At 43.2% G+C, this 25,773-nt stretch carries 22 protein-coding genes; 5 read left to right on the forward strand and 17 right to left on the reverse strand.

Annotation, left to right across the window (positions count from 1 at the left end; all coding sequences use genetic code 11):
* Window positions 1-30: 30 nt before the first annotated feature.
* Entirely contained in the window at window positions 31-1,929 is a 1,899-nt protein-coding gene (locus tag AAFX28_RS07020) for an ATP-binding protein (RefSeq protein ID WP_408686746.1), read from the reverse strand.
* Window positions 1,930-2,023: 94 nt separating this feature from the next.
* Here AAFX28_RS07020 and AAFX28_RS07025 point away from each other — a divergent pair, with 94 nt between their 5' ends.
* From AAFX28_RS07025 to AAFX28_RS07035, 3 genes are all read left to right on the forward strand, one after another.
* Window positions 2,024-2,791 carry a substrate-binding periplasmic protein gene (locus tag AAFX28_RS07025; protein ID WP_408686747.1) on the forward strand — a complete coding sequence of 256 codons (768 nt, stop codon included), beginning with the start codon at window positions 2,024-2,026 and terminating at the stop codon, window positions 2,789-2,791.
* Between the two features lie 48 nt (window positions 2,792-2,839).
* Window positions 2,840-3,772, forward strand: coding sequence for an endonuclease/exonuclease/phosphatase family protein (locus tag AAFX28_RS07030; RefSeq protein WP_408686748.1), 933 nt, complete (start codon window positions 2,840-2,842; stop codon window positions 3,770-3,772).
* A 117-nt stretch (window positions 3,773-3,889) separates the two neighbouring features.
* Complete coding sequence (locus AAFX28_RS07035) at window positions 3,890-4,036, forward strand: hypothetical protein (protein WP_408686749.1); 147 nt, start codon at window positions 3,890-3,892, stop codon at window positions 4,034-4,036.
* A 52-nt stretch (window positions 4,037-4,088) separates the two neighbouring features.
* Here the strand turns inward: AAFX28_RS07035 and AAFX28_RS07040 are convergent, their stop codons facing one another.
* The 4 genes from AAFX28_RS07040 to AAFX28_RS07055 form a co-directional block, all read right to left on the reverse strand.
* Complete coding sequence (locus tag AAFX28_RS07040; protein ID WP_408686750.1) at window positions 4,089-5,489, reverse strand: class II fumarate hydratase; 1,401 nt, start codon at window positions 5,487-5,489, stop codon at window positions 4,089-4,091.
* 20 nt (window positions 5,490-5,509) lie between these two features.
* Window positions 5,510-5,890, reverse strand: coding sequence for a hypothetical protein (locus tag AAFX28_RS07045; protein WP_408686751.1), 381 nt, complete (start codon window positions 5,888-5,890; stop codon window positions 5,510-5,512).
* 151 nt (window positions 5,891-6,041) lie between these two features.
* Window positions 6,042-6,899, reverse strand: a complete 858-nt coding sequence (gene yghU / locus AAFX28_RS07050) for a glutathione-dependent disulfide-bond oxidoreductase (protein WP_408686752.1) — start codon at window positions 6,897-6,899, stop codon at window positions 6,042-6,044.
* 230 nt (window positions 6,900-7,129) lie between these two features.
* Entirely contained in the window at window positions 7,130-7,777 is a 648-nt protein-coding gene (locus tag AAFX28_RS07055; RefSeq protein ID WP_408686753.1) for an HAD family hydrolase, read from the reverse strand.
* Window positions 7,778-8,070: 293 nt separating this feature from the next.
* Here AAFX28_RS07055 and AAFX28_RS07060 point away from each other — a divergent pair, with 293 nt between their 5' ends.
* Window positions 8,071-8,691 carry a heme-binding beta-barrel domain-containing protein gene (locus AAFX28_RS07060; protein WP_408686754.1) on the forward strand — a complete coding sequence of 207 codons (621 nt, stop codon included), beginning with the start codon at window positions 8,071-8,073 and terminating at the stop codon, window positions 8,689-8,691.
* 112 nt (window positions 8,692-8,803) lie between these two features.
* Entirely contained in the window at window positions 8,804-9,709 is a 906-nt protein-coding gene (locus tag AAFX28_RS07065; RefSeq protein WP_408686833.1) for an NAD(P)-dependent oxidoreductase, read from the forward strand.
* A gap of 196 nt (window positions 9,710-9,905) precedes the next feature.
* On the opposite strand, the gene katG is transcribed toward AAFX28_RS07065, so the two are convergent.
* The 12 genes from katG to AAFX28_RS07125 form a co-directional block, all read right to left on the reverse strand.
* Window positions 9,906-12,080, reverse strand: coding sequence for a catalase/peroxidase HPI (gene katG, locus AAFX28_RS07070; protein WP_408686755.1), 2,175 nt, complete (start codon window positions 12,078-12,080; stop codon window positions 9,906-9,908).
* A 229-nt stretch (window positions 12,081-12,309) separates the two neighbouring features.
* Window positions 12,310-12,927 carry a glutathione S-transferase family protein gene (locus AAFX28_RS07075; RefSeq protein WP_408686756.1) on the reverse strand — a complete coding sequence of 206 codons (618 nt, stop codon included), beginning with the start codon at window positions 12,925-12,927 and terminating at the stop codon, window positions 12,310-12,312.
* Window positions 12,928-12,935: 8 nt separating this feature from the next.
* Window positions 12,936-13,970 (reverse strand): NADP-dependent oxidoreductase, encoded by a 1,035-nt coding sequence (locus tag AAFX28_RS07080; RefSeq protein WP_408686757.1) that lies wholly within the window; start codon window positions 13,968-13,970, stop codon window positions 12,936-12,938.
* A 76-nt stretch (window positions 13,971-14,046) separates the two neighbouring features.
* Complete coding sequence (locus tag AAFX28_RS07085; protein WP_408686758.1) at window positions 14,047-14,649, reverse strand: TetR/AcrR family transcriptional regulator; 603 nt, start codon at window positions 14,647-14,649, stop codon at window positions 14,047-14,049.
* Between the two features lie 72 nt (window positions 14,650-14,721).
* Window positions 14,722-16,437, reverse strand: coding sequence for a diguanylate cyclase (locus tag AAFX28_RS07090; RefSeq protein ID WP_408686759.1), 1,716 nt, complete (start codon window positions 16,435-16,437; stop codon window positions 14,722-14,724).
* Between the two features lie 160 nt (window positions 16,438-16,597).
* Window positions 16,598-16,912, reverse strand: a complete 315-nt coding sequence (gene yqfB, locus AAFX28_RS07095) for a N(4)-acetylcytidine aminohydrolase (RefSeq protein WP_408686760.1) — start codon at window positions 16,910-16,912, stop codon at window positions 16,598-16,600.
* An 83-nt stretch (window positions 16,913-16,995) separates the two neighbouring features.
* Window positions 16,996-19,281, reverse strand: coding sequence for an ATP-binding protein (locus AAFX28_RS07100; protein ID WP_408686761.1), 2,286 nt, complete (start codon window positions 19,279-19,281; stop codon window positions 16,996-16,998).
* Between the two features lie 209 nt (window positions 19,282-19,490).
* On the reverse strand, window positions 19,491-20,681 hold the full coding sequence (locus AAFX28_RS07105; protein ID WP_408686762.1) for a DEAD/DEAH box helicase: 1,191 nt from the start codon (window positions 20,679-20,681) through the stop codon (window positions 19,491-19,493).
* Between the two features lie 80 nt (window positions 20,682-20,761).
* Window positions 20,762-21,199: a hypothetical protein gene (locus AAFX28_RS07110; protein ID WP_408686763.1), complete on the reverse strand. Its 438-nt coding sequence runs from the start codon at window positions 21,197-21,199 to the stop codon at window positions 20,762-20,764.
* An 8-nt stretch (window positions 21,200-21,207) separates the two neighbouring features.
* Window positions 21,208-21,675, reverse strand: coding sequence for an OsmC family protein (locus tag AAFX28_RS07115; RefSeq protein WP_408686764.1), 468 nt, complete (start codon window positions 21,673-21,675; stop codon window positions 21,208-21,210).
* A 107-nt stretch (window positions 21,676-21,782) separates the two neighbouring features.
* Window positions 21,783-23,939, reverse strand: a complete 2,157-nt coding sequence (locus AAFX28_RS07120) for a diguanylate cyclase (RefSeq protein ID WP_408686765.1) — start codon at window positions 23,937-23,939, stop codon at window positions 21,783-21,785.
* Between the two features lie 124 nt (window positions 23,940-24,063).
* Window positions 24,064-25,743, reverse strand: coding sequence for an RluA family pseudouridine synthase (locus AAFX28_RS07125; protein ID WP_408686766.1), 1,680 nt, complete (start codon window positions 25,741-25,743; stop codon window positions 24,064-24,066).
* Between the last annotated feature and the right edge of the window lie 30 nt (window positions 25,744-25,773).

A 25,773-nucleotide genomic window follows, 5' to 3' on the forward strand; every position in this document is an offset into this window, starting at 1 on the left:
CTAGTTAAAGTAGGGTTATTGGCTTTCGTTCTAACCTACATTGCTAATCATCTCTTCTAGGTGAGGAATATGTTCTATCATCGCCTCGCGGATCTGTTTAGGTTCTACAGGTTTTGATAAAAAGCCATCCATACCTGATTCTAAGCATTGCGTTTTGTGTTCTTGCATAACGTTAGCAGTCACAGCGATGATGGGAACAGTTTTTCGCCAGTCATCGTGGCTTCGTAGTGAACGAGTGGCTTCATAGCCGTCCATGACGGGCATATGGCAATCCATCAATATCGCATCGAATCGGTGTTGTTCACATATCTCAATCGCTTCCAATCCATTATTGACTATAGTTGAGTGGATGTTGAGTAGGTTGAGCATGACCTTGATGATTTGTTGATTGACTCTCGTATCTTCGACGACTAAAACATTAATGTCGCTATCGATTCGGTCATTAAGCAACTTAATGTCATCGTTAAGCTGTTTCTCCGAAAAATTAACTAGGTTTTGGTTTAGTGGCTTGTTACGTTTAATATCAACACTAGTGACTTGCATAGGGATAGTAAAATAGAAGCTACTTCCTAATCCAACCTCACTCGTAACCTTAAGTTCACCGCCCATCATATCGACGATTTTTTTACTTATCGCAAGGCCAAGTCCCGTTCCACCATATTTTCTCGTTGTACTTCCATCGGCTTGTTGGAACTTCTCAAAGATTGTTGACAAGTGTTCTTTATCGATACCAATACCGGTGTCTTTTACTTCGATGTATAAATGTGGTTGTTGCTCTATCTGTAGGGATGTTGCCTTTAATTCAATATGTCCATGTTGCGTAAACTTCAACGCATTACCAATTAGATTGTTTAGCACTTGCTTAAGCCGTATTTCATCACCTTTGATTTCACTAGGTAGGTTCGGCTCGATGTTGCATTGGAACATAAGAGCTTTTTGTGCGGCTCGAACACTATATTCATTGGATTGACGCTGGAGCAATTGACCAATATCGAAAGGCTCGTCGCTAAGCACGAAATGTCCCGCTTCGATCTTCGAGAAGTCGAGTATCTCGTCAATTATATCAAGTAGGGTGCTGGAGGAGCTGGTGAGAATATCGAGGTAGTTTTTTTGAGTGTCGTCAGGGTTGGTCTCTTGCAGTAAAGCAGCGACGCCAACGATACCATTCATTGGAGTTCTAATTTCATGGCTCATGTTAGCAAGAAATTCACTTTTCCTAATATTTGCGACTTCAGCTTTCTCCTTAGCACTATTAAGTTGTTTATAGTTGGAGTCCAATTGACCAATACAAGCATTGTATTTTCTAATTAGCTGTGAAATTTCATCGTTGAATACTCGCTGATGGCCTTCAATTTTATTTGGAGTTGGACCCCCTTCAAAATCTGACATTGCGTGGGAAATTGCTTGAATTGGTCTGACGATCATCGTCAAAACAATATAGAGTAAGCTAGCGACGATAACGGCGGTTTGTAACAAAGTGATTGATAACAGCCAGAGAAAGTTATGCCATAAGGTTTTATGAAGGGAAGCGAGGTCTGTTTCTATCGTCAGTTGCCCAATTGAAAATTCTTTCTTGCCGAGAGTATGTTTGATTGGCCATAGATGGGTTACTTTCTTATCGCTCGTAACCTCACCCAAAGAAACCACGGATTTAGTTCCATCTTCAAGTATCACAGCGTCAACGTATGGGAGTTGAAAGATCCCTTCAACCTGCGTTTGAAGTTGCTCGGTGTCAACGACCCAAAGGCTGGCACTTAAACTCGCTAAATAGCTTTCTTCAATTTGGGAAATTTTTTGATCGATGGACTTTAGTTCTGAGCGATAACCTTGATAGAAATTTATCCCTGCAATCACGAGTGCCAAGATTAGGCTTATCGACACTGTGGCGATAACCAGTTGTTTTGCAATACCCCAATTTAAGTGCTTCATGAATTTATAATCCAGAATATATGTGTAAGGTTTCTTATAAATAGCCTAGTATTAATATGGCTTTATGGACAAGAAATATTCAAAGGAGTTGAATGTGGGCTGGAGAAAACAAATTAATAGAACTATCACCATCTTACTTAGCATAAGCGTCTCTCAGGCATTTGCTACAGAGGTGGTCAACTACTACGTTATTGCCAATCAAGCACAGCCTTTTCAGATAGAAGAAAACGGTGAGAACCATTCAGGGATTGTGTCAGATATTGTCGAAGAGATTTTTTCGGGAAGTGACTACAGCTTGGCCTACCATACTTACCCATTTAACCGAATGATTTCTGTTTTAGAAGCGGGTGGTGAAGAAAACTGGGTCACTTATGGAAGCCCCAACTGGGGTAAGGCTCAATCAGAGCATTTATCAGATTTGCCCATATATCAAGTTAAACATTCTGTGGTTACAAGTGCGAAAAAAACATTTATTTATGAGGACTTGAGTTCGATAAAAGACAAAGGGATCGTGCTGTTGTTGGGGTTTGATTATGCTGAATTGAATCCGTATATCGAGAAAGGGGAACTTAGTGAAATTCGCGTCAAAAACTATGAGGCAGCATTTCGCGTGATTCAAAGGCTTCCTGATGATACCGCATTTGTTGAAATGGAATCGAGAGTGAAATATCACTTAAACCGTTTGGGGCTGAATCAAGAGGACTATAGGGTGGATAATTTTAGTGAGGTTATTGCGAACTATCCTATCCATTTGGCATTTTCAGGTGAAATGAAACCGGAAATCAAAGCGTTCATTAATCAGCGATTAGCAGAGATGAAAGAAAACGGCTCACTTGAAGAAATAATAAGTCGGTATATCTAAATAACCTGATCCATACTTAAAAAACAATCTTTTAGAAGGTAAGTATGTGTGAGAAGAGGATTAACTTGGCTTTTCGTATTTGCTCCTGGGGTTACTTGGGTCGTATTGTCATTTCATGAGACGACTTGGTGGATAGAGAATGTAGTCGCGTTTCCTGCGTTGTTTCTTATCGTTTACTGGGGGATGGGGTTCGCGCTACTCTTGTTTCGTCAATGGTTCGCCGCGGCGACTTGTGGCCTGTTGTCAGCGGTATTTCTCATGCTTGCCCCCAAGTCATACCAACTTCAAGTGAGTAATTGTGTTAATCCTATCACTGTCGCTCAGTATAATCTGTATTACGAAAACAATGATATAAACGCATTCATTAACTATCTGATAGAACAACCTAAAGACCTTGTGGTGCTACAAGAAGTAGCTCCGGAGATTGGCGATAAACTACATACGTTGAGCGATATTTATCCTTTCCATTACGGTGGTCAAGAAGGTATTGGCTATCCGTCGAGCCAAATGATCTTAAGTCGCTCGCCGTTAACGGATATGTCGGTGTATTTGACACCCGATGAACAAGCAATTATTCGTGGTACTTGGCATCCTGCGAAACATGTGTCTATGACATTAGTTGCTGCACATCCACCATCACCTAGGACAAAAGCGTTGTGGTATCGGCGTAATGCACTAATTAGGACGATAGAATCACTTAATGAGCTGTATCCAAGTGATGAGATCGTCGTTATTGGTGACTTTAATCTTTCGTCTACGAGCCTAAGGTTTGGAAAGATTTTTCCTAGCTACCAGACTTTACCTGTGGCGAGTTGGCCTTACTGGACGGACTCTATTTCCCCCCCTGACTTTTCAATGATCTCAATCGACCACTTATGGCTAAAGTCAGCTACGAGCGGGAGAAGGATTTGTGAAAGGCAGAGTATTGCTAAGCCAAATGGATCTGATCATAAACTTGTAGTTACAAAAATAGGTTACTGAATAGGTGTAATGAAGGTTGAAAATCCTTTGGACCCAATAGATGTTTTCTGTTGAAGTTGGTGATCTGACTGGTTAGAATTGCCGCTCCTTTCACAGGCTCAAAATGTTTGAGGCATTATGAACAGCGCGCATGTTGCAGCGTCGTATTCTCCAGTTATTACTTCAACAAAACGTGAAGTGTTACTAAGAGAAACAATGGCGCTAGCAAAAATGGCTTCTGCAATTGCATTACCATTTTTGCTACTGTCTCTGGTTTGGATTTAATCCAGAGCACACAGCACAAGGAAGTGTGCTTTCAAACCTTCACCTCAATCGATTAATCAGCAATGCCACCTTGGGTGAGTTTTGTCGGGTCTAACAATCTTTCTAGTGTCGCTCGATCCAACTCCGTTTCACGCTCGGCTACATCGATGATAGCTTCGCCCTGTTGATAGGCTTTCTTTGCGATTTCTGCAGCTTTTAAATATCCAATCACCGGGTTTAATGCTGTCACAAGAATTGGGTTTTTTGATAACGCCACGCTCAAGTTATCGTCTTGAACAGTAAAGGTTGCAATAGCATTATCGGCAAGGGACCTTGCGCTATTTGAAAGAAGTTCGAGACTTTCTAAAATGTTGTGCGCGATGACTGGAAGCATCACGTTGAGTTGGAAGTTTCCTGATTGTCCAGCAACAGTAATCGTGGTGTCGTTACCGATGATCTGAGCTGATGCCATTGCAACTGCTTCTGGAACAACTGGATTTACTTTACCGGGCATGATTGATGAGCCTGGTTGTAGGGCTTGAAGTTGTATCTCACCTAATCCGGCAAGTGGACCAGAGTTCATCCAACGTAAATCATTTGATATTTTCATGAACGCAACTGCGGCTGTTTTGAGTTGGCCCGATAAAGCGACAATGGCGTCTTGGCTACTTAGGTTGTAAAAAAAGTTATCACTGCTAGTGAATTCGACTCGTGTCGTTTGGGTCAAGTTATCTGCAAACTTTGCGGCAAACGCAGGGTCTGCATTAATCCCCGTGCCAACAGCTGTACCACCTTGAGCAAGCGCTTTAACCGCTACAAGGGCGTGTTGAATACCAGCAAGTGCTTGTTCAATCTGAAATTGCCAACCGCTTAGTTCTTGATCGAAAGTAATTGGCATTGCATCCATCAAATGAGTTCGGCCCGTTTTTACTTTCTCGCCAATCTCTTTTCGCTTTGATTCCAGTACAGAAACCAAGTGTGTCAATGACGGAATTAGCTGCGTTTCTGCCGTTAGGGCTGCACTGACTTGAATCGCTGTAGGTATGACATCGTTACTGCTTTGCCCCATGTTAACATGATCATTTGGGTTGATATCTGCACCCAAGATATTAGTTGCCAATGTGGCAATAACTTCGTTGGCGTTCATGTTTGAGCTTGTACCTGAGCCTGTTTGAAACACATCAACAGGGAACTGATCAATGTGTTCTCCATCAATAATGGCTTGAGCAGCTTCGTTGATCGCTTCCGCAATATCACCTTCCAGGTGGCCTAAACGAGCATTGGTCAACGCGGCTGATTGTTTGATGTAGGCAAGAGCCTGAATGAAGCTCTTCGGCATACAGAGGTGACTAAAATTGAAGTTATCGACAGCCCTTTGAGTTTGAGCTTGGTAAAGTGCATTAAGGGGCACATTTACTTCTCCCATACTGTCTTTTTCGATACGGAAGCCTTGTTCTTTTGAGCTTAAAGTCATTGTCAGATCCTTTTTGAAATCTAGTCTAATGGCGCTTGAATACGCTGTAGTAATTGTTGTAGGTGTAAAAACTTAATGTCACCATTTTCCCATTGATAATAATGGCGTTTTAGGCACATGAGAGGTGTGTGTATCGAGTCGAGGCAAACTCGACGAAAAATACGGCTTCGCTGTGGGTCTTGGATGGCTTCTAGAAGGTGGTAATAGAGCTGTCGTAAAAACAGCTCATAGAGCAACGCATTTTCTTGCTCTGAACCTTGCTCGTACAACGAACTCAACATCATTGTCCAATGAATGTAATCATGGATAACATCAGGTTCAAAACCTGTTTGAACGTAACGTTCTAAAAATCGGTCTTGAGCTTTGTAAAACGAATTGTAGAGGATCTTTTGGCTATCCATACGTACCTTACTTGAATTGTAATGATAATTATTATCAAATGAAAGGGTGTGAATCAACCTTATATTTATTAGGGTAGGCTTAGTGGAGGTTGTAAAAATCCCGCTGATTCGTCAAACCAGCGGGATAGGGCGATTTAGAAACTATTCTAGATTAAGGTTTAAGTTGTAATACTTTATCTATATCTTCAGCTTTGTGGCGTTCTGGCAATTGTTCCCATTCTTCGCCCCACGCTTTATTTACGATACGGCCGCGTTGTACTGCTTCACGAGCTTCAATTTGCTCTGCCCAACGTTTGACGTTTTTATAGCTATCTACGTCTAAGAACTCGGCAGCGTCATAGGCTTTACCTAGCACTAAGTTGCCGTACCAAGGCCATGTAGCGATATCGGCGATAGAGTATTCATCTCCGCCGAGGTAAGTCGTTTTAGCGAGTTGTTTGTCGAGCACATCTAGCTGACGTTTTGCTTCCATTGCAAAGCGATTAATTGGATATTCAAACTTCTCTGGCGCGTAAGCGTAGAAATGGCCAAATCCACCACCAAGGTATGGTGCGGAGCCTTGAAGCCAGAACAACCAGTTCATAACCTGGGTTTTCGCGTTAAGTTCTTTTGGTAAAAAGTGACCAAATTTTTCAGCGAGGTAAAGTAAGATGTTACCTGACTCAAATACATTGATTGGTTCATCAACTGAGTGGTCAACAAGAGCAGGGATTTTAGAGTTTGGGTTTACTTCAACAAAGCCAGAACCAAACTGGTCACCTTCGCCAATCTTGATAATAAATGCATCATATTCAGCTTCAGTAATACCAAGAGCAAGTAATTCTTCAAGCATGATGGTTACTTTTTGGCCGTTTGGCGTGCCCATCGAATAGAGTTGGATAGGGTTAGTTCCCACAGGAAGAGCTTGTTCGTGGCGGGCTCCTGAGTCTGGTCTATTTATGCTCGCCCATTGGCCGCCATTCTCGTCGTCCATTTTCCAAACTTTTGGTGGTACGTATTGGTTAGTCATTGTTATTCCTTTTTTCCGATTTGTATCAGGCATTGTTGAGCAATGGAAGCAAGCAAATGCTCAACTGACCTTAAATATAGTTGGGTCGATAAACAGTGATCAAAAGGGCTGCAAGGGGAAATTAATAGAACAGGTGGTTATGTGAAGTGTAATAAGGATATAAGTAAGTTCTAATGGACAGATGTGACTATGGTTCAGGCTTGAGCAAAACCCAAGCCTAACCTATAGCATTATTGATCTTTAATTTGCTCTAGAGCGTCTTTGAGCGATGGAAGGATCTGATGCCCAAGCGCCTTTATTTCTTCACTTGGTTCAACAAGGTCTGGGATTTGGAAGGTGATCATGTTTGCACCGACCGAACTTAACACGCCATTGTTAGAGTCTTCAAAAGCGAGGCAATGCTTTGGTTCTACACCAAGGCGCTCAGCTGCTAATAAATAGATTTCGGGATCGGGTTTGCCATTAGAAACCTCGCAACCACAGGTTAAACTATCAAAAAACTTTGTTAGTCCAGCTAGCTCTAGTTTGTTGATAGCGACTTCTTTGTGTGTAGATGTCGCGACAGCGGTAGGAATATTATTCGCCCTCAACCAAGTTAATAGTTCGATGACGCCTGACTTTACGGGAATCGCTTGGTGATTAACGATCGCTTGGTAGTTTGTTTTCCATTCGTTATGAAGTCGTTCGAGGTCGTCCCCATAAGCTGTTCGGAATATTTGTTCTATTCCGGCGGAGTTACGGCCTATGATCGAAAGGTAAACGTCTTCGTAAAAGGGAAGATTTTGTGTTTGACAGGCTTGTTTAAAAACACGCATACATACTCGTTCTGTGTCGAGTAAAAGGCCATCCATATCGAATATAGCCGCTTGATACTTCATTGGGACAACTTACATGATTCTCTGATACTGATAATTTTGGCATAGATGGATAATAGGTGAAAGAACTGAAAGGCATCCTAACGAAATTAAGACATAAAGCTGTTTGATGTATCTTATTGATTTATCGAGATACTGAGTGAAACTTTACTCTATCAGGGGTGATTGCGTTCTATAGAAATGTATTGTTACATTGTGGGTGCGATTCCCAGCCAAATAATGATCTAGGTTAATATGCAAACCATTGAGCTCTATATAGTTGACGCGAAAGTCAATTCCTCAAAAGGATTATTATAATGAAAAAACTATTAGCACTGAGTATCACAGCGGCAATCTCTGCTCCTGCTTTGGCAGAGCACTCAACCATCAACGGTATGGATTTTGGTCCATTGGCTCCTTTAGTTGGTACGTGGAAATCCGTTGAAACTGGTGGTGTTGACATGTCACCGGGCCAAACCGGCTCTGTTGTGGGTAAAGGTGGACCAGCGGTTACGCCGTTCTATGAAGTGATGACGTTTGAAGTGGCGGCAGATGCAACGAATGCCAGTGATCAATATCTTGTTGCACTCTATTACAAACAAGAAGTTTTCCGCAAAGCTGATGACACGAAATTCCACGATCAACGTGGTTATCTGATTTATGATCAAAAGAACCAAATGGTTTACAACTCGTTTTGTGTGCCGCGCACAACTTGTGTGACGGCGGAAGGTCCAGCCGGTGATACCATGACGCTTACAGCAGCTCCTCGCGGAATTGCTGAGTCGGAGTACATGACAAACAATGCAAAAACAACGGGGTTTGTTATGAATATCAGCATTACAGATCAACAACTGACTTACTCTCAAACGTCTAGCCTTGATATTTACGGTAAGCCATTTGCACATACAGACTCAAGTACATTACAGAAAGTGAAATAAGCGCGTTTCTACTTTATACGATGTACTGCAAAGCCCCTTTTTTGGGGCTTTGCTCGTTTATAAGGTGCTTGTGTATTAATTTGCGTTGAAATGTCTAGTACACTCCGAACAAATCAAAAAGAAAAGGGGAATGAAAGTGCAGGATAAAAAGGTGGCGTTTGTCGGGTTAGGTGTAATGGGGTATCCAATGGCGGGCTTTTTAAGTAAAGCTGGTTATGACACCAAGGTATTCAACCGTACAAAAGCTAAAGCAGACAAGTGGGCTGTTGAATATGCTGGTGAGGCATGTGACACGCCTAAACAAGCGGCACTAGGTGCTGATGTAGTGTTTGTTTGCGTCGGTAACGATGATGACGTACGCAGCGTAGTTTATGGAGAAGAGGGTATTCTAGCGGGCTTAAAGCCAGGAGCTGTCTTAGTTGACCATACAACAACGTCTGCAGAGTTAGCAGTAGAGTTGTCTAAATCCGCTAAAGAGAATAGCAACACCTTCATTGATGCACCCGTATCTGGCGGTCAAGCTGGCGCTGAAAATGGCGTGCTTACGATTATGTGCGGTGGAGAACAGTCTGACTTTGATGCAGTTTCACCAATCATGGATGTATATGCGAAACAGATGACTTTATTGGGTGAAAACGGTCAGGGTCAACGCTGTAAGATGGTCAACCAGATTTGTATTGGTGGCATCTTACAAGGACTGAGCGAAGCGATATTACTTGCACAAAAATCAGGGCTGGATATTGAACAAGTTGTTGAGACACTTAAACACGGTGCTGCTGGCTCTTGGCAAATGGAAAACCGTGCAGTGACGATGGCTCAAGACAAGTTTGATTTTGGCTTTGCAATCGACTGGATGCGTAAAGACTTAGGGTTCTGCTTAAAAGAAGCAGAGCGAGTTGGACTCGACTTACCACTCACTAAAAAAGTTGACGAGCAATACGCAGATCTTCAACAAGATGGTTTTGGTCGAATGGATACTTCAGTACTTTTTAAGGCTATAGCTAAAGGTCAGCAGTAAGCTAGCTAGTAAAAAATAAACAGTTCTTTGGTATCAAATAGCTTAAAGAAGTTAAAGTTATTCATATCTAACTCTCCTTGTATTGAGGTTTAATAAAGAGGTGCTTATATGCACCTCTTTTCTCATTTAAATGCTACTTATTAAACCCTAGTGTATGAACTGATAGTTTTCCAGTTATTACTAGGGAAGAGCGGCACTACTGTTTTAAGTCAAAACGGTCAGCATTCATGACCTTGGTCCAAACAGAGATAAAGTCTTTAACGAACTTCTCTTTGTTGTCGTCTTGAGCATAAACCTCAGCATAGGCACGTAGAATCGAATTAGAACCGAACACCAAATCAACTCGTGTTGCTGTCCATTTCTCGTCACCAGAAGCTCGCTCTACAATAGAATAAGAATTACGGCCTGTTGGTTTCCAGCTATAACGCATATCCGTCAAGTTGACGAAGAAATCGTTAGTTAGCGTTCCTACTCGGTCAGTGAATACGCCATGTTGAGTATCTCCGTAGTTTGTACCCAGTACACGCATACCACCAATTAGTACGGTCATTTCTGGCGCGGTTAGGCCGAGTAGTTGTGCTTTATCCAGCATTAACTCTTCAGGACTTACTGCATAATGTTGCTTTTGCCAGTTACGGAAACCATCTGCGATTGGCTCAAGTACACTAAATGACTCTACGTCTGTTTGCTCTAGGCTAGCGTCACCACGACCCGCTGAGAACGGTACGGCAATATCAAAGCCAGCTTGTTTCGCCGCTTGTTCAATTGCCCAGCTACCAGCAAGTACAATAGTGTCAGCGACGCTGATGTTTGACTCTTGAGCAATGCCTTCAAGTACCGATAACACTTTTTCCAATTTCTCTGGTTCGTTACCTTGCCATTGGTTTTGTGGAGCAAGGCGAATACGAGCACCATTTGCACCACCACGTTTGTCCGAGTTACGGAATGTACGTGCGCTGTCCCATGCTGTTGATACTAGTTCACCAATACTTAGACCACTTGCGGCAATTCGGGCTTTGACGGCGTCAACATCGTAGTCACTTCGACCGGCTGGTACTGGGTCTTGCCAAGTCAACTCTTCAGCAGGAATATCCGGACCGAAGTAGCGCGTTTTTGGTCCCATGTCGCGGTGAGTTAATTTAAACCACGCGCGAGCAAAGGTTTCTGAGAAATACTCTGGATCATTGTAGAAACGGTCTGAAATCTTACGGTACTCAGGATCAATGCGTAGGGCCATGTCAGCATCAGTCATGATTGGATTAAGACGAATACTTGGGTCTTCAACATCTACAGGTTTGTCTTCTTCTTTAATAGACATTGGTTCCCATTGCCATGCACCCGCAGGGCTCTTACGTAGCCACCAGTCGTAGTTTAATAGTAGATAGAAGTAACCGTTATCCCATTGAGTAGGGTTCGTTGTCCAAGCACCTTCAATACCACTAGTTACGGTGTCACGACCTACGCCACGAGAACTATGATTGTTCCAACCTAACCCTTGTTCATCAATATCTGCACGCTCTGGCTCTGCACCAAGTTTTGAGGCATCACCGTTACCATGCGCTTTGCCTACCGTGTGACCACCTGCAGTTAGGGCTACTGTTTCTTCGTCATTCATACCCATACGAGCAAAGGTTTCACGCATATCTTGCGCAGTTTTTAGTGGGTCAGGTTCACCATCGACACCTTCTGGGTTTACATAGATTAGACCCATCATTACAGCTGCTAGTGGGTTCTCTAGGTCACGTTCACCTGAGTAACGGCTGTTTTCAGCATTACTACCAGCAAGCCATTCTTGCTCAGCACCCCAATAGATGTCCTTTTCTGGATGCCAAATGTCTTCTCGACCAAAGGCAAATCCAAAGGTATTTAATCCCATAGATTCGTAAGCCATATTACCCGCAAGGATCATAAGGTCAGCCCAGCTAATCTTATTGCCGTATTTCTGTTTGATAGGCCAAAGTAGGCGACGAGCTTTATCTAGGTTACCGTTATCTGGCCATGAATTTAGAGGAGCAAAACGTTGGTTACCTGTGTCTGCACCACCACGACCATCACCAATACGGTACGTACCTGCCGAGTGCCATGCCATACGAATCATTAGACCGCCATAGTGACCCCAGTCTGCTGGCCACCATTCTTGGCTATCAGTCATCAGTGCTTTTAGATCGGCTTTGAGTGCTTCAACATCCAGCTTTTTCAATTCTTCGCGGTAGTTGAAATCAACTCCCATCGGGTTTGTTTTATGATCATGTTGATGAAGAATGTCTAAGTTGAGGGCATTTGGCCACCAAGCGACATTAGATGAGTTGGCAGAGGTTGCTCCACCATGCATGACCGGACATTGACCGCCGTTATTTTTTTTATGTTCCATGAATTGCTCCTAGAGTGTCACAGCAAATAAGTAGTGTGAGATAAGGACCACATTTCGATTGTGGTCTTTGCTGTACATAGAATAGGAGCTTATTGCGTTTTTATAAATCTGGTTATAGCTATGCTTTCGATAGGTATTTTCTATCGTATCTTGATGATCAGGACCTAGTGGGGAAGGAGGATAATGTGATAGGGGTTATAGCGCTGCCGACTACAGCAGCGCCAAAGGTTTAACCGTATTGAACTTCTAACTGTTCTGCTTTTTGCCAAGAGGAATGACTTGCCAGTTGTTTGGCGTATTGATCGATGTTCGGGTAGCGTTCCATCAGACCAAAATTATTTAAAGCCTCTACAATGAACGACATCATGATATCGGCGCCGGTTAGCTTATCTGCTACGAAGTAACGTTTACCCTGAAGCGATTGGTCGACATAACTCATTACTTTGTCTAGTTCTACTTCGGCATAGTCGGCGAGGAAGTTTGTGGGCGCTCCATCTTTAGCGACAAATATCTTTAATAGCAGTGGTAGTGCCGCCGAACTTTCTGCGAAATGTAGCCATTGGATATATTCGACGTACTCTTCGCTGTCACGACTTGGAGCGAGGCGTTCTGCAGCAAACTTAGTGATCAAGTAATCGGTGATCGCTCCCGATTCTGTAATCACACGCCCCTCATCCTCAATGACAGGCGATTTACCTAGAGGGTGAACGGATTTCAGTTCTGGTGGAGCAAGGAAGGTCACACTGTCTCGTTTATAGGGAACGATATTGTATTCGACATCTAACTCTTCTAGAAGCCAGATAATACGTTTAGAACGAGATTGATTTAGGTGATGTAAAGTAATCATGGAAGTTCCTATACTGGCTCATTAGTTTTGATGACAAGTTTGCCGAAATTTTTGCCTTCTAGTAGACCGATAAATGCTTCGGGTGCATTTTCTAGTCCTTCTACCAAATGCTCTCGGTAGTGGATTTTGCCTTCAGCAAGCCATTGAGTCATCTGTGCAGCAAACTCTCCATAGCGATGGCCGTAGTCGTCAAAAATAATAAAGCCTTGCATCTTGATGCGTTTGATTAGTAGTTGTGCCATTAGCATGGACATGCGATCTGGACCTTCTGGCAACGACGTAGCATTGTATTGAGAAATCAAACCACAAAGCGGGATACGAGCACCGGTATTGAGTAGTGGCATAACGGCGTCAAATACCTTTCCACCCACATTTTCGAAGTAGACATCGATGCCTTTATCACACGCAGCAGCAAGCTGTTCAGCAAAGTCGGCTGCCTTGTGGTCGATACATTCATCAAAGCCCAATTGCTCTTTCGCGTAGCGGCATTTTTCTTCTCCGCCAGCAACGCCGACCACGCGGCATCCCTTTAGCTTACCGATCTGACCGACCATGGAACCGACAGCACCAGTAGCAGCTGCAACCACTAAAGTATCGCCTTCTTTTGGCTCGCCAATGTCGAGTAGGCCCATGTAAGCTGTAAAGCCTGGCATACCCATAACACCTAGCGCGTATGATGGGTGAGCAGGGTTCATACCCATTTTTATTAGCCCCTCACCATCAGAGATACCGTAATCTTGCCAACCGGTAAACGCTAATACCCATTCACCTCGATCAAAGTTTGGGTGGTTCGATTCCATAACCTGACAAACTGTTCCGCCAACCATAGTTTCACCAAGGGCAACAGGTTCAGCATAGGACTTCGCATCGCTCATTCGACCGCGCATATATGGATCCAATGAAAGGTAAACACTACGTAACAGGATTTCACCTTGTGCTGGAGTCGGGACGTCAGTTTTCTCCATTCGGAAGTTTTCTTTAGTCGGAGCACCAACAGGGCGTGAGGCCAATACAATTTGGCGATGAGTAGTAGCATAAGACATGGTTATTGTTCCTTATTAGACCGGTCGTCTAGTGATTATTTCAAAAAATCCCGTCTAAGTTGGACGGGAGATTCAATTATTGAGTGGTTAATCGCTGTTTCGTTGTCTCAAAACATAGCTCAAGATTTGACTGGTCTTGCATTAGCTTGTTTAGAAGACTAGCACCAAGCCATTGTTGGTAAAGCTGAGTTGCAATCACTTGGCAATCGTCCAATTGACTATCGCGTAACACAATTGAGCCGTCATCTATACCGCGCTTGAGCGTATCTGCAAGAGCTCCAATGATAAGCTCTGCACCTTTGGCTAGTGATACGCGCATTGTGTCTGAGAGATCAGAGACCTCAGCACTTAATTTTACAATCAGACACTTATTGGCATTACACACTCCATTGTCCTTCGCCAACCAGCGTGAGAAGTAGTCAAGTAAACAGTCACGACCGTTCATTTCTGGCTGATTGAGCACGAATTGGATACGAGCCATGTAACTGCGTACATACTCTTCAATCAATGCTTCGCCAAATTGTTCTTTCGACTTGAAGTAGTGATAAAACGAGCCTTTCGGTACATCGGCAGATTTCAAAAGCTGAGCTAAACCTACGGCGGTAAAGCCTTTGTTGACGATGAGTTCGTAACCAACATCTAAAATATGCTGGCGAGTGTCTTGTGTTTTTGCATTCATGACGACAAGCATAATGACGATTAGACCAGTCGTCTAGTAACTTTTGATCTTTTAAAGATCTCAACATTATGATCATTCACTTTTCTTGAGTGGCAGCACTTCAGATGGGCTGCCTTTAGTGCTCAATATCGTCGGTTCGTTCTTCAGTTGAGTATGGATTGCTTGGCTTCGCCCGTTATCTTTTGCTTGGTATAAAGCAGTGTCTGCAGCTTTTACCAATTCTACAGGTGAAGCGTTGTGATCAGGGAATGTGGTTACCCCAATAGATACGCCTAGTTGGCCCAAGGACAAGCCTTTCATATCTAGGTGCAGCTCACGAACTTCTTCGACAATCTTATTCGCTAGCGCTGTCGACTCATGAATATTGGTGTCTGGACAGATAATGGCAAGTTCTTCACCACCTAAACGGCAAGCTACGTGAGTGTCTAATGTGCTGCGAGTAAGCAAGCTCGCGACTTCTTTTAATACGTAATCTCCAGCGTCGTGACCAAAGTTATCATTGAAGCGCTTGAAGTGATCTAAGTCGAGCATGAGTAAAGATAGCGGTATTTGTTCTTGATTGGCTTTAGACCATTCGTTATCGAATACCTCTTCAAAATAGCGGCGATTGAATAGCCCTGTGAGCGGGTCACGCATTGCTTGAGAGCGTAATTTCTCTTGCAGGCTGAGATTAGCGAGTGCTAAACCCAGATGCTCAGCAAGTGTGTAAGCGATTTGTTTTGTTTCTTCGGTGACGAGTTCGGTTTTATGGCCAAAATAAAGATGGAACATACCAACGGTATTACCATGAGCAGTGAGAGGAATGCATAACGTTGTTGCATCCTCTTCTGCGCCTGACATGTGATTACATTCTAGGTGATGATACTTTTCGTGGGATAAGTGCGATTTACCTTTACGGAGTGCCCAGCAATCGTGCGGCGCATAAACCTTGCTTGCTGGCCACTCGCCGCCCCAATCAAGTTTGACCTCTAATTGGTTACGTGATTCTCGCATAATGGACACCGCACCATTAATATCACCAAGGATACGTGGGATGATGTCGGCAACCACCACCTGAGCTTCTTTGATGCTGTTACACGCAGCGAGCATATTAGCAAGCTGGTGTAACAACTCAATTTCGCGGGTACTTTTCTCAATACGCTGTTCTTGCAGCCGTCTTTCGTGGTTAACGACAGAAAAAATTTTCTTATGGCTAAACCAAGAAGAGCAAATTAGCACAGCAAACGAGCAGGCCATCAACGCATAGAAGATAAATTTAAGGTCGCTCGTCATTCCTGCGATTGCGGTTAAAGGCATTGCTAGTCGAATTACATAATTGGTGTCATGGCCATGTTCGTCGGCAGGCAATTCAAGCTTTTTGGCAACGTAGAGTAAATCTTGGTTGATACTGTCACTGTGTCGGATCGATAGACCTAAGTCTCCATTAAGTGCGGTTACGATTTCAGGTCGATGACTATGATCATCGAGCTCACTGATCTCCCGATTCGAAAGCTGTGAGTCACCCAGTACGAGGCCACTGCTGTGAACAATGGTAAACCGTTGACCAAACCTAGATTGAGACAGGTTATCAATGAAACTATCAATGTCTGGCTGAGGCATATCGTATAAGTCGAGCTGTTGCTCATGGACCTGTGCGGCAACGTCATCAAGCAAGCTCGACATATAGCCACTTACGATCTTTGTCGTCCAAGAATTGAGTGTATTGTTAAAGAAGTAACCCCCAACAAGCATTGAGATAGCCAAGGCAATGATAGGAAGATACTGAAAACGGTTGAGAGACGCTGTCATTGTAAGCCACACTTATAGTAAGGTTATTGATTTAACTAATCTTTGTAAGCCTTATACAAGTGTAGCTGCATATTGATAGAGTTGAATATAAGTCTAAACTTTGGGACTAATATCAACTTTTCGATGAGATGTAAGAAAGAAACTCAGGTGCAATAGAACGTTAAACAAGTTCGTAGCTGATCTCAAATAGTTTATCAGTATTTGGGTAGATTTCGCGGATAAGCTTCTTCAGCTTAGTTAGCTCGATGTACTCTTGCTCAGCGTGAAACTGATTGATATCGTCGAAATGCAGAGGCTTAACTGACAGGATTTTTACTTCGCATACCTTTTGATCTGTTTCAAGCGTATAAACTTCAACCGTTGTCCCAGGTACATAATGGGATTCTGATTCGTCTCTGATCGTGATGGTCTTTTTACCAGAGGCGACGAGGGGGGTTAAAAATTCAAAAAACGTAATTTTAGTTGGTGCTTTCATTGCGCTACCTACTTAGATTTATGAGTGAAAGCTCTATTAAGTGTGTGGAGTATTCTAAATGAGCTATTGGGCTTTATAAAGTGCTATTGAGTTGCCGCTGCGAGAGTATCAATCGATAGTTCGATACGGGTCCCCTTATTCACTTCACTCTTGACGTTAATGACACCAGCAAGCTTTTGTGTACAGATGTTATAAACCATATGCATACCAAGTCCTGTTCCCCCTTTAGCTCGTAGAGTGGTGAAAAATGGTTGAAAGATTTTCTTTTGGTTTTCAGGAGATATACCAACACCGTTGTCTTCAACTACGATGTTGAGCTTACCGTTGGTTTCACGTGCGTTAAGAAGAATGATGCGTTCTTGCTGATTATCTCCACTATTGAATCCATGCAGGGCGCTATTGTTAATCAGTTCTTCTAAAACGCATTGTAGCGAAATAGGGGGCAAAAACAGTTCTAATGACTCTTCACAGTCAATATCGACATCAATAGATTTATTGGCGAGAGTACTCTTAAGGTGTAAAACGGCGTCATTGAGTACCTGTTTAAGGCTGATGACTTTCGCTTCTTCTGTTGTCATTTTTTGATTGATTTGTTTGAGTTTGCTCACTAGCGTGACTGAGCGGTCGATATTACTGACTAGCATCTCGACACATTCGTTCGCCACCTGAAGAAAGCGGTTCAAGTCATCTGTTGTAATGGTTTTGTCGGAAAATTTTCGAGCAAGCTCATCGAGTTGGTCATTGAGTAGCGACAGCCCTGTAACTGAGATACCTAAAGGTGTGTTCAGCTCATGCGCGACCCCAACCACCATCCCTGTAAGCGCTGACATCTTCTCCGCTTCCATCAATTGATCTTGTGTGCGTTTGAACTTTTCAATCAAAGTTTGGATGGAGTGTTCACTCGTTTCCAATTGCTTGTCTTTGCACTCGATTTCATCTTCTACTTCATGAATCAAGGAACGCAGGCTAACAATCATCGAATGGAGTGAACTGGCCATAATATCTTTGTCACTGCTTGGCTCGATATCTATATGGTCTAAATTGCCTTTAGCGACACGATGAAGCACTTGAATATTTGATTCGAGTCTATCCATCAGGTGATTAAAAGAGACTGCGACGTCCCCAGCCTCTGTACCGATTTCAACTGGAACCCGTTTAGAGTAATCACCGTTTTTGCTTATGTTTTCGATGACTTTTAATGTTTCGAGCCAACTCATTTTAACGCCGTGCTCGGTGATATTAAGTCCAAGTTGTTCGGCTTGTGGGGATACGCGGTGGATGTTGAATGATTTAAGTAGATAGAAGCATGCAAATGAATTGATGGCAGACCAAATTAATATCGCTACCACACCGGCCAGTTGCACGACTACAGACCATAGAGGAGTTGTATCTTCGAGAGTATTTAACGCTATCCCGGTGTAGAGCGCCCCTAGAATACCGCAGAATAAGTGGACGGGGATTGCTCCAACAGGATCATCGATACGGAGACTGATGAGTAACCTGTCTCCGTAATATATGGTCAACGATGCAATAATCCCGAGTACGACGACATCAGTCGTTTCGAAGACATCAGCCCCAGTTGTAACGATCACTAATCCGCCTAGAACACTATTAAGAATGACAAATACTGGAATGTGTTTGGCACGGTGGACTAATAGCAACGTGGCAAACCCCGACACGACGGCGCAAAGGAGTGTATTGAAAAGAACTGTCGGAACACGTTCGTCAAACTGGTAGAGGCTACCGCCATTGAATCCTAACCAAGCAAAGACCATTAGAAATACTCCGAGGGTAACAAGAGTATGGTTGTAGGAGGGAATTTCGTTGGTATCTTGATGATTAACGAAACGGTCTTTTCGAGGGCCGATAATGATAGTTCCAATTAAACCGATCATGCCACCGACAATATGCACTGCAGCGCCGCCGGCAAAGTCGTGAAAGCCAAGTTGGTACAACCATGAGTTGGGATTCCACGTCCAATACGAGACAACAGGGTAGGTGAGTACCCCGATGAGTGTCGAGGCGTAAATATAGCCGCGGAAACTCATTCGTTCAGCTACGCAGCCAGACACTATTGTTGCGGCGGTTGCGACGAACATGAGGTTAAACATTAACACTGGTAGTTGTTCTGACTTTAGCGGAAAGGTTTCGAAAGATAGAAGAGAGCTGCCTTGGGCGAGATGAAATCCAACAAACACATAAACGATGGACACAACTAAGAAGTCTGCCATGTTTTTCATCGCAACGTTGACGGAGTTCTTTGCGCGTACACAGCCAGTTTCAACTAGGGTAAAGCCAGCTTGCATAAAAAAAGCTATACATGTACAGGCCAATAACCAAAGAAGAGACACTAGCTCTGTTTCGGCCATATAACCCCTCCAACCCTGATATATTCAACTAACAATAAGCGTAGACGATTGAATAAGAATGAAGAACTATACGGGTACTAAATGTGGAGTCACACAGAGTGGTGAGGAGGGATTAACCGTTTTTGAGCTTGGTTATTTCAGTTCACAGGAGAGGAATCTGTTGCCGACGAACATATCATCAACAACAGATTTGAATTGAACAGCAAAGATTACTGATTTACACGTTTGTGCTTTGGTACGTAATTAAGGATAGAGATTGGCACAGGCTTACGAGGCTCAAATCCTTCAACTTCACGACGTTCGATTAAATGGCCTAAACGGCTTTCAATCATGCATAGGTTTTTAAAGTTATCTTTTGATACGAATGAAATCGCTTCACCTTGCGCGTCAGCTCGACCTGTACGACCAATGCGGTGGACATATTCATCGGCTGGGAATGGCAAGTCATAGTTGATTACGCGTGTTAAGCCTTCAATATCGATACCACGAGCACCAACACCTGTCGCAATCATGTACTTAATTTTGCCAGCTTTAAAATCTTCCAATAGCTTAGAGCGAATAGCTTGGCTACGACCGCTATGGAATGCTTCCGCTTCAATACCACGTTTCTCTAGCTGACTCGCTAATTTCGCAGCACCATGTTTAGTCTCGATAAAGATCAATGCCTGATCCCAATCATTTTCTTTAATTAAATGACTTAATAGGGCAGATTTTTTATCTTTATCGACAGTGATTAACCATTGCTCAATGTTCTTTTTAGAGGCTTGATTTGCTGCAATTGAAATTTCATACGGGTTATGAACTGCAGTTTTCGCAAGGTCTCGAACTTTATTTGATAACGTTGCAGAGAAGAGCAAGTTCTGAATATCAGTCGGTAATCTATCAAGGATTTTATTGATATCTTCGATAAAGCCCATATCAAGCATACGGTCTGCTTCGTCAAGTACCAGCACTTCAACCTCTTCGAAGTACACGGCTCGCTTGCCGTACATATCAAGCAGACGACCAGGTGTAGCAACAAGAACATCGACGCCTTCGATCAAGGCTTGTTTTTGCACTTGCTCATCTACACCGCCATACATTGCAAGTGAAGTGAGGTTTAGGTGCTTGCCGTACTCTTGTACTTTTTGTTCAACCTGAACAGCTAGCTCACGCGTCGGCGCCAAAATCAATGCGCGGATACGCTTTTTACGTTGAGTTTCACCTTTTGAAAGTTTCTCTAGAATCGGTAAGACAAAGCTGGCTGTTTTACCTGTACCCGTTTGCGCAGCAGCGATGAGGTCTTCACCGTCCAAAATAACAGGGATAGCTTTGTTTTGGATGTTGGTAGGCTTATCGTAACCAAGTTCCGAAAGAGCTTGAGTGATAGGTTGGCTTAAGCCGAGTTTTGAGAATGGCATGTTTACACTCTGGATCTAGATGGTATCGGGCCTTTAAGCCCTTAGTTGATGCAGAGTGTAGCATGAACTGACAAGTGTGATTAGCTTTGTTTTTCGAGATACCAATTGCCTTTACATGGCCCATTCGTAAGGTACCAATTACCCTGGATCTTGTTCTTACTAGCAGTGCCATTGAATCGGTAATCCCATTGGCGGTTGGTCGCATACAGTGTGAGTTCACTGGTGTCTGCATTTATCCAACCTTTAAGTGAGGTGCCATTGTAAGTGAGCGTCAGTTTCGCGAGACCATTTTTCACGCTTCCTGTGATGGTAGTGCGCTCACACATGTTGTTGCCGGTAACATCTATGCGTCTTCCAATCCATTCTCCGTCATGGCGTGATGAAACCTCGAAGCTAGGAGATTCAGGCAACTTAGGAAAAGACTCAGGATTACTGGAGCCGAACAGACCTTTTTGTTGACCAAATAGAATAAAAAGACCGAAGCCGACGAACAAGATCAATATACCTTTGTTTTTCACGTAAGCTCCTAATCTAAGATTTCTGTGACTATTGAAGTTTTTACTGAGTTGGCAATAAAACAGTGTTGATGAGATAAGTGGTGTAGCTTTTCTAACTGCTTACGACTTGGCTGTTTGTCACCAAAAAAAACTATCTTTGGTCTTAAGGTTACTTTGGTGACCGATGTATAACCTTGGTCATCTTCTTCCATGATTCCTATAGCGTTATCGGTATAGCTATCAACAACATAGCGTTGCTTTGCTGCTATACCAAGGAACGTCAACATGTGACAGCTGGAAATCGACGCGATAAAGGCTTCTTCAGGATCTACATTAGCTTCCACGGAAAGGGGGAGAGGGACAACATGAGGTGACGATGAAGCAGGGACAGTAACTCCGCCATCGAATTCCCAAGTATGACCGCGGCTATATTGATTGTCATTAAAAGCTTCGTGGCTTCCACGTTGCCATTTGACTAGTGCAGAATACGTTGACATACAAAACTCTCCTTAGATATGTATTGCCATGCTACGTATTTAACTGATTGAAAACGAGCGGTAAATTAACAAGCCGTGATAAAAATCGAGGAAAGTCTCATCTATGGTTAAACTAATCTAGATGAACATTCATTATCCATGGTTCGCCCAAGGAGACTATAAGTATTGCGGCCTTTTTCTTTTGCTTTGTAGAGTTCTTTATCGGCCAGATTGCAAAGGAGATCGAAGTTGACGTAATGGCTTTCCATCTGGGTAGAGTTTGCGGCGCCCATCGATAGTGTTATGTACTGACTGCACTGTGAAAGGGGGTTCGTTAGCTCTAGCGATCGGATCGATTGCTGGAGAGCCGCCATCTTATTGTTTATTGATTCACTGGTCTGGTTGTAACACAGCACTAAAAACTCATCACCGCCGTAACGAAATAGGTAGTCATCTTGGCTAGAGAATTCACTCTTCATCTTTTCAGCGACTTTAGTTAAAGCATGATCGCCCATTTGGTGGCCATGGAAATCGTTGAAGCCCTTGTAATAATCGATATCGATCATGATGACCGCGAAATTATGATGATTCTGAGCGGCAGCCTGTGTCATCTGTGGGCCAATAGAATCAAGCTGATAGCGATTGTATAGCTTAGTTAGAGGGTCCGTCTGAGACAGCACTTCAAGCTGCTTGTTTGCCTGCTGTAGCCTTTGCTTTTGGACATGGTTTTCCAATGCGACAGCAATAAAGCTTGCCAGTTGTTCAAATAGGCTACGGTGGTATTGCTGATATTGATCGGCAAGTCGATGCTGAATGGACAAAACGCCAAGAACGCGATTACCTAGTGTTATTGGAGTCAAAATGATGGATTGAACGGGCTTTGAGTTATCGTAGTGAACGTTGTCCGTTTCTTCTCGTTTCTCTTTTGGCACCATGGAATCGAAGGATTCTTCAACGATGTGGTTTAGATGGACTGTTGTGTTGTTTTTAACAACGTAGCTACCAACTGAGTATTCAGTGCTGCAGTCGATCGAAGTACTCGGGACAAAACCATCGTGGTCATAGAAATGGTCATAGCTGAGAATTTGCGTTGTATGATCGTAGAGTGCGATACCAAATTCATCGGTTGGAAATATGGCACTAATCTTTTCAAAGATGAAGGGCAGCTGCTGCTGGATATTATCCGTGGTTGCAATGTGTTGGCCAATCTCTGTAATAAGGCCAATGTGTTCCTGCATTTGAGTGAGTAATAGGTGTTCTTGTGCCGCCGTTGATTGCTTAACGTTGTTAAGAATAGCTGAGTGCTCTTTATCCTGAGAGCGAGCAAGTGCGGACTGTGTCGATTCTATCAAGCGAGTTTGTAGCTCGACGATTTCAGCGTGTTTGCTTTGCTTCTTCGCTAAACGTATGAGAGTTGTGTAGAGGATCTCAAAGAAACTAAAGCTCTTGTCTGCATCTACCCTTGGCTTTAAATAGAAGCATATTTGTTGAGCCCGTTCATCAAAACCATGACGTTCTAAATAAGCTGAAAAATACACCAAGTTTTCTTGGCGGTTGTGAGTATCAAAAACTTTTTCGTAAAGTTCTTCTGCTTGCTCAAAGTACTCAATAACTGTTTGTACAGGGTAGGAGTCGTTCAGTGCCATAACCTGAGCTAGGTAACCTTTTGAGATGGCTTCGACACGAATGTTATTAGTATCCTTGGCTATTTTCTTAGCCTGCTTTATATAGCCAACGGCTTCATCTGCCTGATTTAGGTGGCCTAAAGCATAGCCCATGTTTAATAAACAAATGGACTGATTAACATGGTTGCCTACAGTGCGCGCACTTTGCTCGCCTAATGAAGCCAAATGGTAGGCGGATTCATATTGTTCCAAACAAAGGTGAAAATCACTAATATTGGTATAGGCAAAAGCACAGTAGTTATTGTCAAGTAAATGGGCGTTGTCTAGTACGTAGCTGTAGAGGTGATATGCTTGATGGTAATCTTCTCGGTCAGCGTAAATAGAGCCCATCAAAATGTGCACGTGCAAACCGAGTAGTTTGTCGGTATGCGTGCAATGGCTTAAACAAAGGTTATATTGTTCAATAGCCTTATCTAACTCGTCGAGGCGGTCATGCCTCATTCCAGTTAAGAAATTTTTATAGGCGACAGGAAGTGAGAAGCTGTACTCAAGACAAATGTCATCAACGGATTGTTCTAAGCGTTTCAGCCCATCAATGCCATGATAAATTTGAATCTGCGCGAGAAGCGCTTGGATTTTTTGTAGTGGAACAGTAGACATCTCAACTCCTTCATCGGAATTGAAATTATACAGTATGTATGACGGGATTGTAAGAAACGTTTAATAAAAGATATTTGTTGTTACCCACAATCCTGTTAATTACGTGTCTGTCGAAGATATTTTGTTAAAATTCAGCATCCATTTGAAAAGTCATTCGTTGACCATTATATGGATGATCCAGTTCTAATCGTTCGGCATGAAGATGAAGTCGGTCGGCTTTTTCACCATAGAGTGTGTCACCGACCATAGGAATATTGAAGCCAAGGTGATGGGCACAATGAACTCTAAGTTGATGCGTTCGTCCTGTTTTAGGGTAGAGGTATAACTTTGATTTACCGTTGATCGTTGAAATAAGTTCCCAAAACGTTTCTGCCGGTTTGCCATGTTCATAACATACTAGCTGTCGAGGACGATCGACCGGGTCTCCACGCATTGGTAGGTTGATCTCGCCATGCTTACCTTCAACAGTACCATCCAGCAGCGCGACATAGCGCTTTTTGACACTACGTGAAATGAACTGTTTTTGAAGACTCTTGTTAGCTCGTTTGGTGAGAGCAAAGACCAACAGCCCAGAGGTAGCCATATCCAATCTATGAATCACAAAAGGTCCTTCAACGTCAGGGTAACGTTGTTGCAGGCGAGTGTATGCCGAATCAGTAATGGTTTTACCAGGTACAGAAAGTAAACCAGAAGGCTTATTGACTACAACCATGGATTCATCTTCAAAGAGGATCTCAAGTTCTTTGTCTTCAGCCCAGTTCTCTTCGAGCGGATTGTCATCAACGAGCATACCTTGCATCATATGACCTAGTATTGGCTGACATTTACTATTACAAGAAGGGTAGAACTTACCATGCTGCCTGATTTCAGATTTTGGAGAAGCGCCCCACCAAAATTCAGCAAGCGCCAACGGCTTAAAGCCATGTTTAAACGCGTATTGTAAAAGCTTAGGTGCAGCGCATTCACCCGCTCCGGCTGGTGGAGTCGGTGTAGCGGTTGGTTTGAAAATCGCTCTCAACGATTCTTGCTGTCCGTTAGCATTTAAGAATCGGTATTGTTCGAATAGTTTGTTTTGCAACGTATTGGACATTTGTTTACGTTGTTCTTTCAGACTCATCAGGTCGTCTTCAAGAACATGCAGCACTGATTCAATCTCGGCGATTTTATTGTCCCATTCGAGCTTCAAGTATTTAAGAACGTTCTTTTCAGCAACGCTTTCTTTACCTAGTTTAACTAACAGAGAATCAACCGCTGTTTTGTCGAGCGTTTGTTCTGCTGTTTTTCGGCGAGCTTTACGATCTGCACGGCTGCTGATCATCTGCGCTCGATGCGCTTGTTCTTCTGTTTGGTATTGCTCTTGTGCTTCTTTTAATGCCTCTCTAAGGTGCAACAGTTTTGGTTCGCATTCGAGTGATTTCACTTTATCGCTGACTAACGTGATCTCCGCGAGTTCTGAACGGAAAAAGCTTTGTTCAGCCAACATGTCAAACACAGGGGGAACGAACCCCGGCAGCGAGTTTGAGTCAGCGATTTTACCTGAGAAAGCCGACAAATAACCAATCTCACCCTCGGCAGATTTAACCAACAAGACACCAAACATTTTGCCTGTGCCTTTAGTTGAATCATTTAGTCCAAAATCATGCTGCCATTCTTGCTGCTGTTTAAGGTGCTCTTGCAGTTGATTTGCCGCCAACACACACAAAGGGTGCGCTTGATAGTAGAAAGGGAATGTGAACTTTTCTGGTAATGAATAGGTGGAAATGTCAGTGTTGAATTGGGTAAACAGGTCGTTAGGGTGGTGCATACAGCTATTCACTACAGGTAAAATCAATTG

The sequence above is a fragment of the Vibrio sp. TBV020 genome (assembly GCF_046056895.1).
Taxonomy (GTDB): Bacteria; Pseudomonadota; Gammaproteobacteria; order Enterobacterales; family Vibrionaceae; genus Vibrio.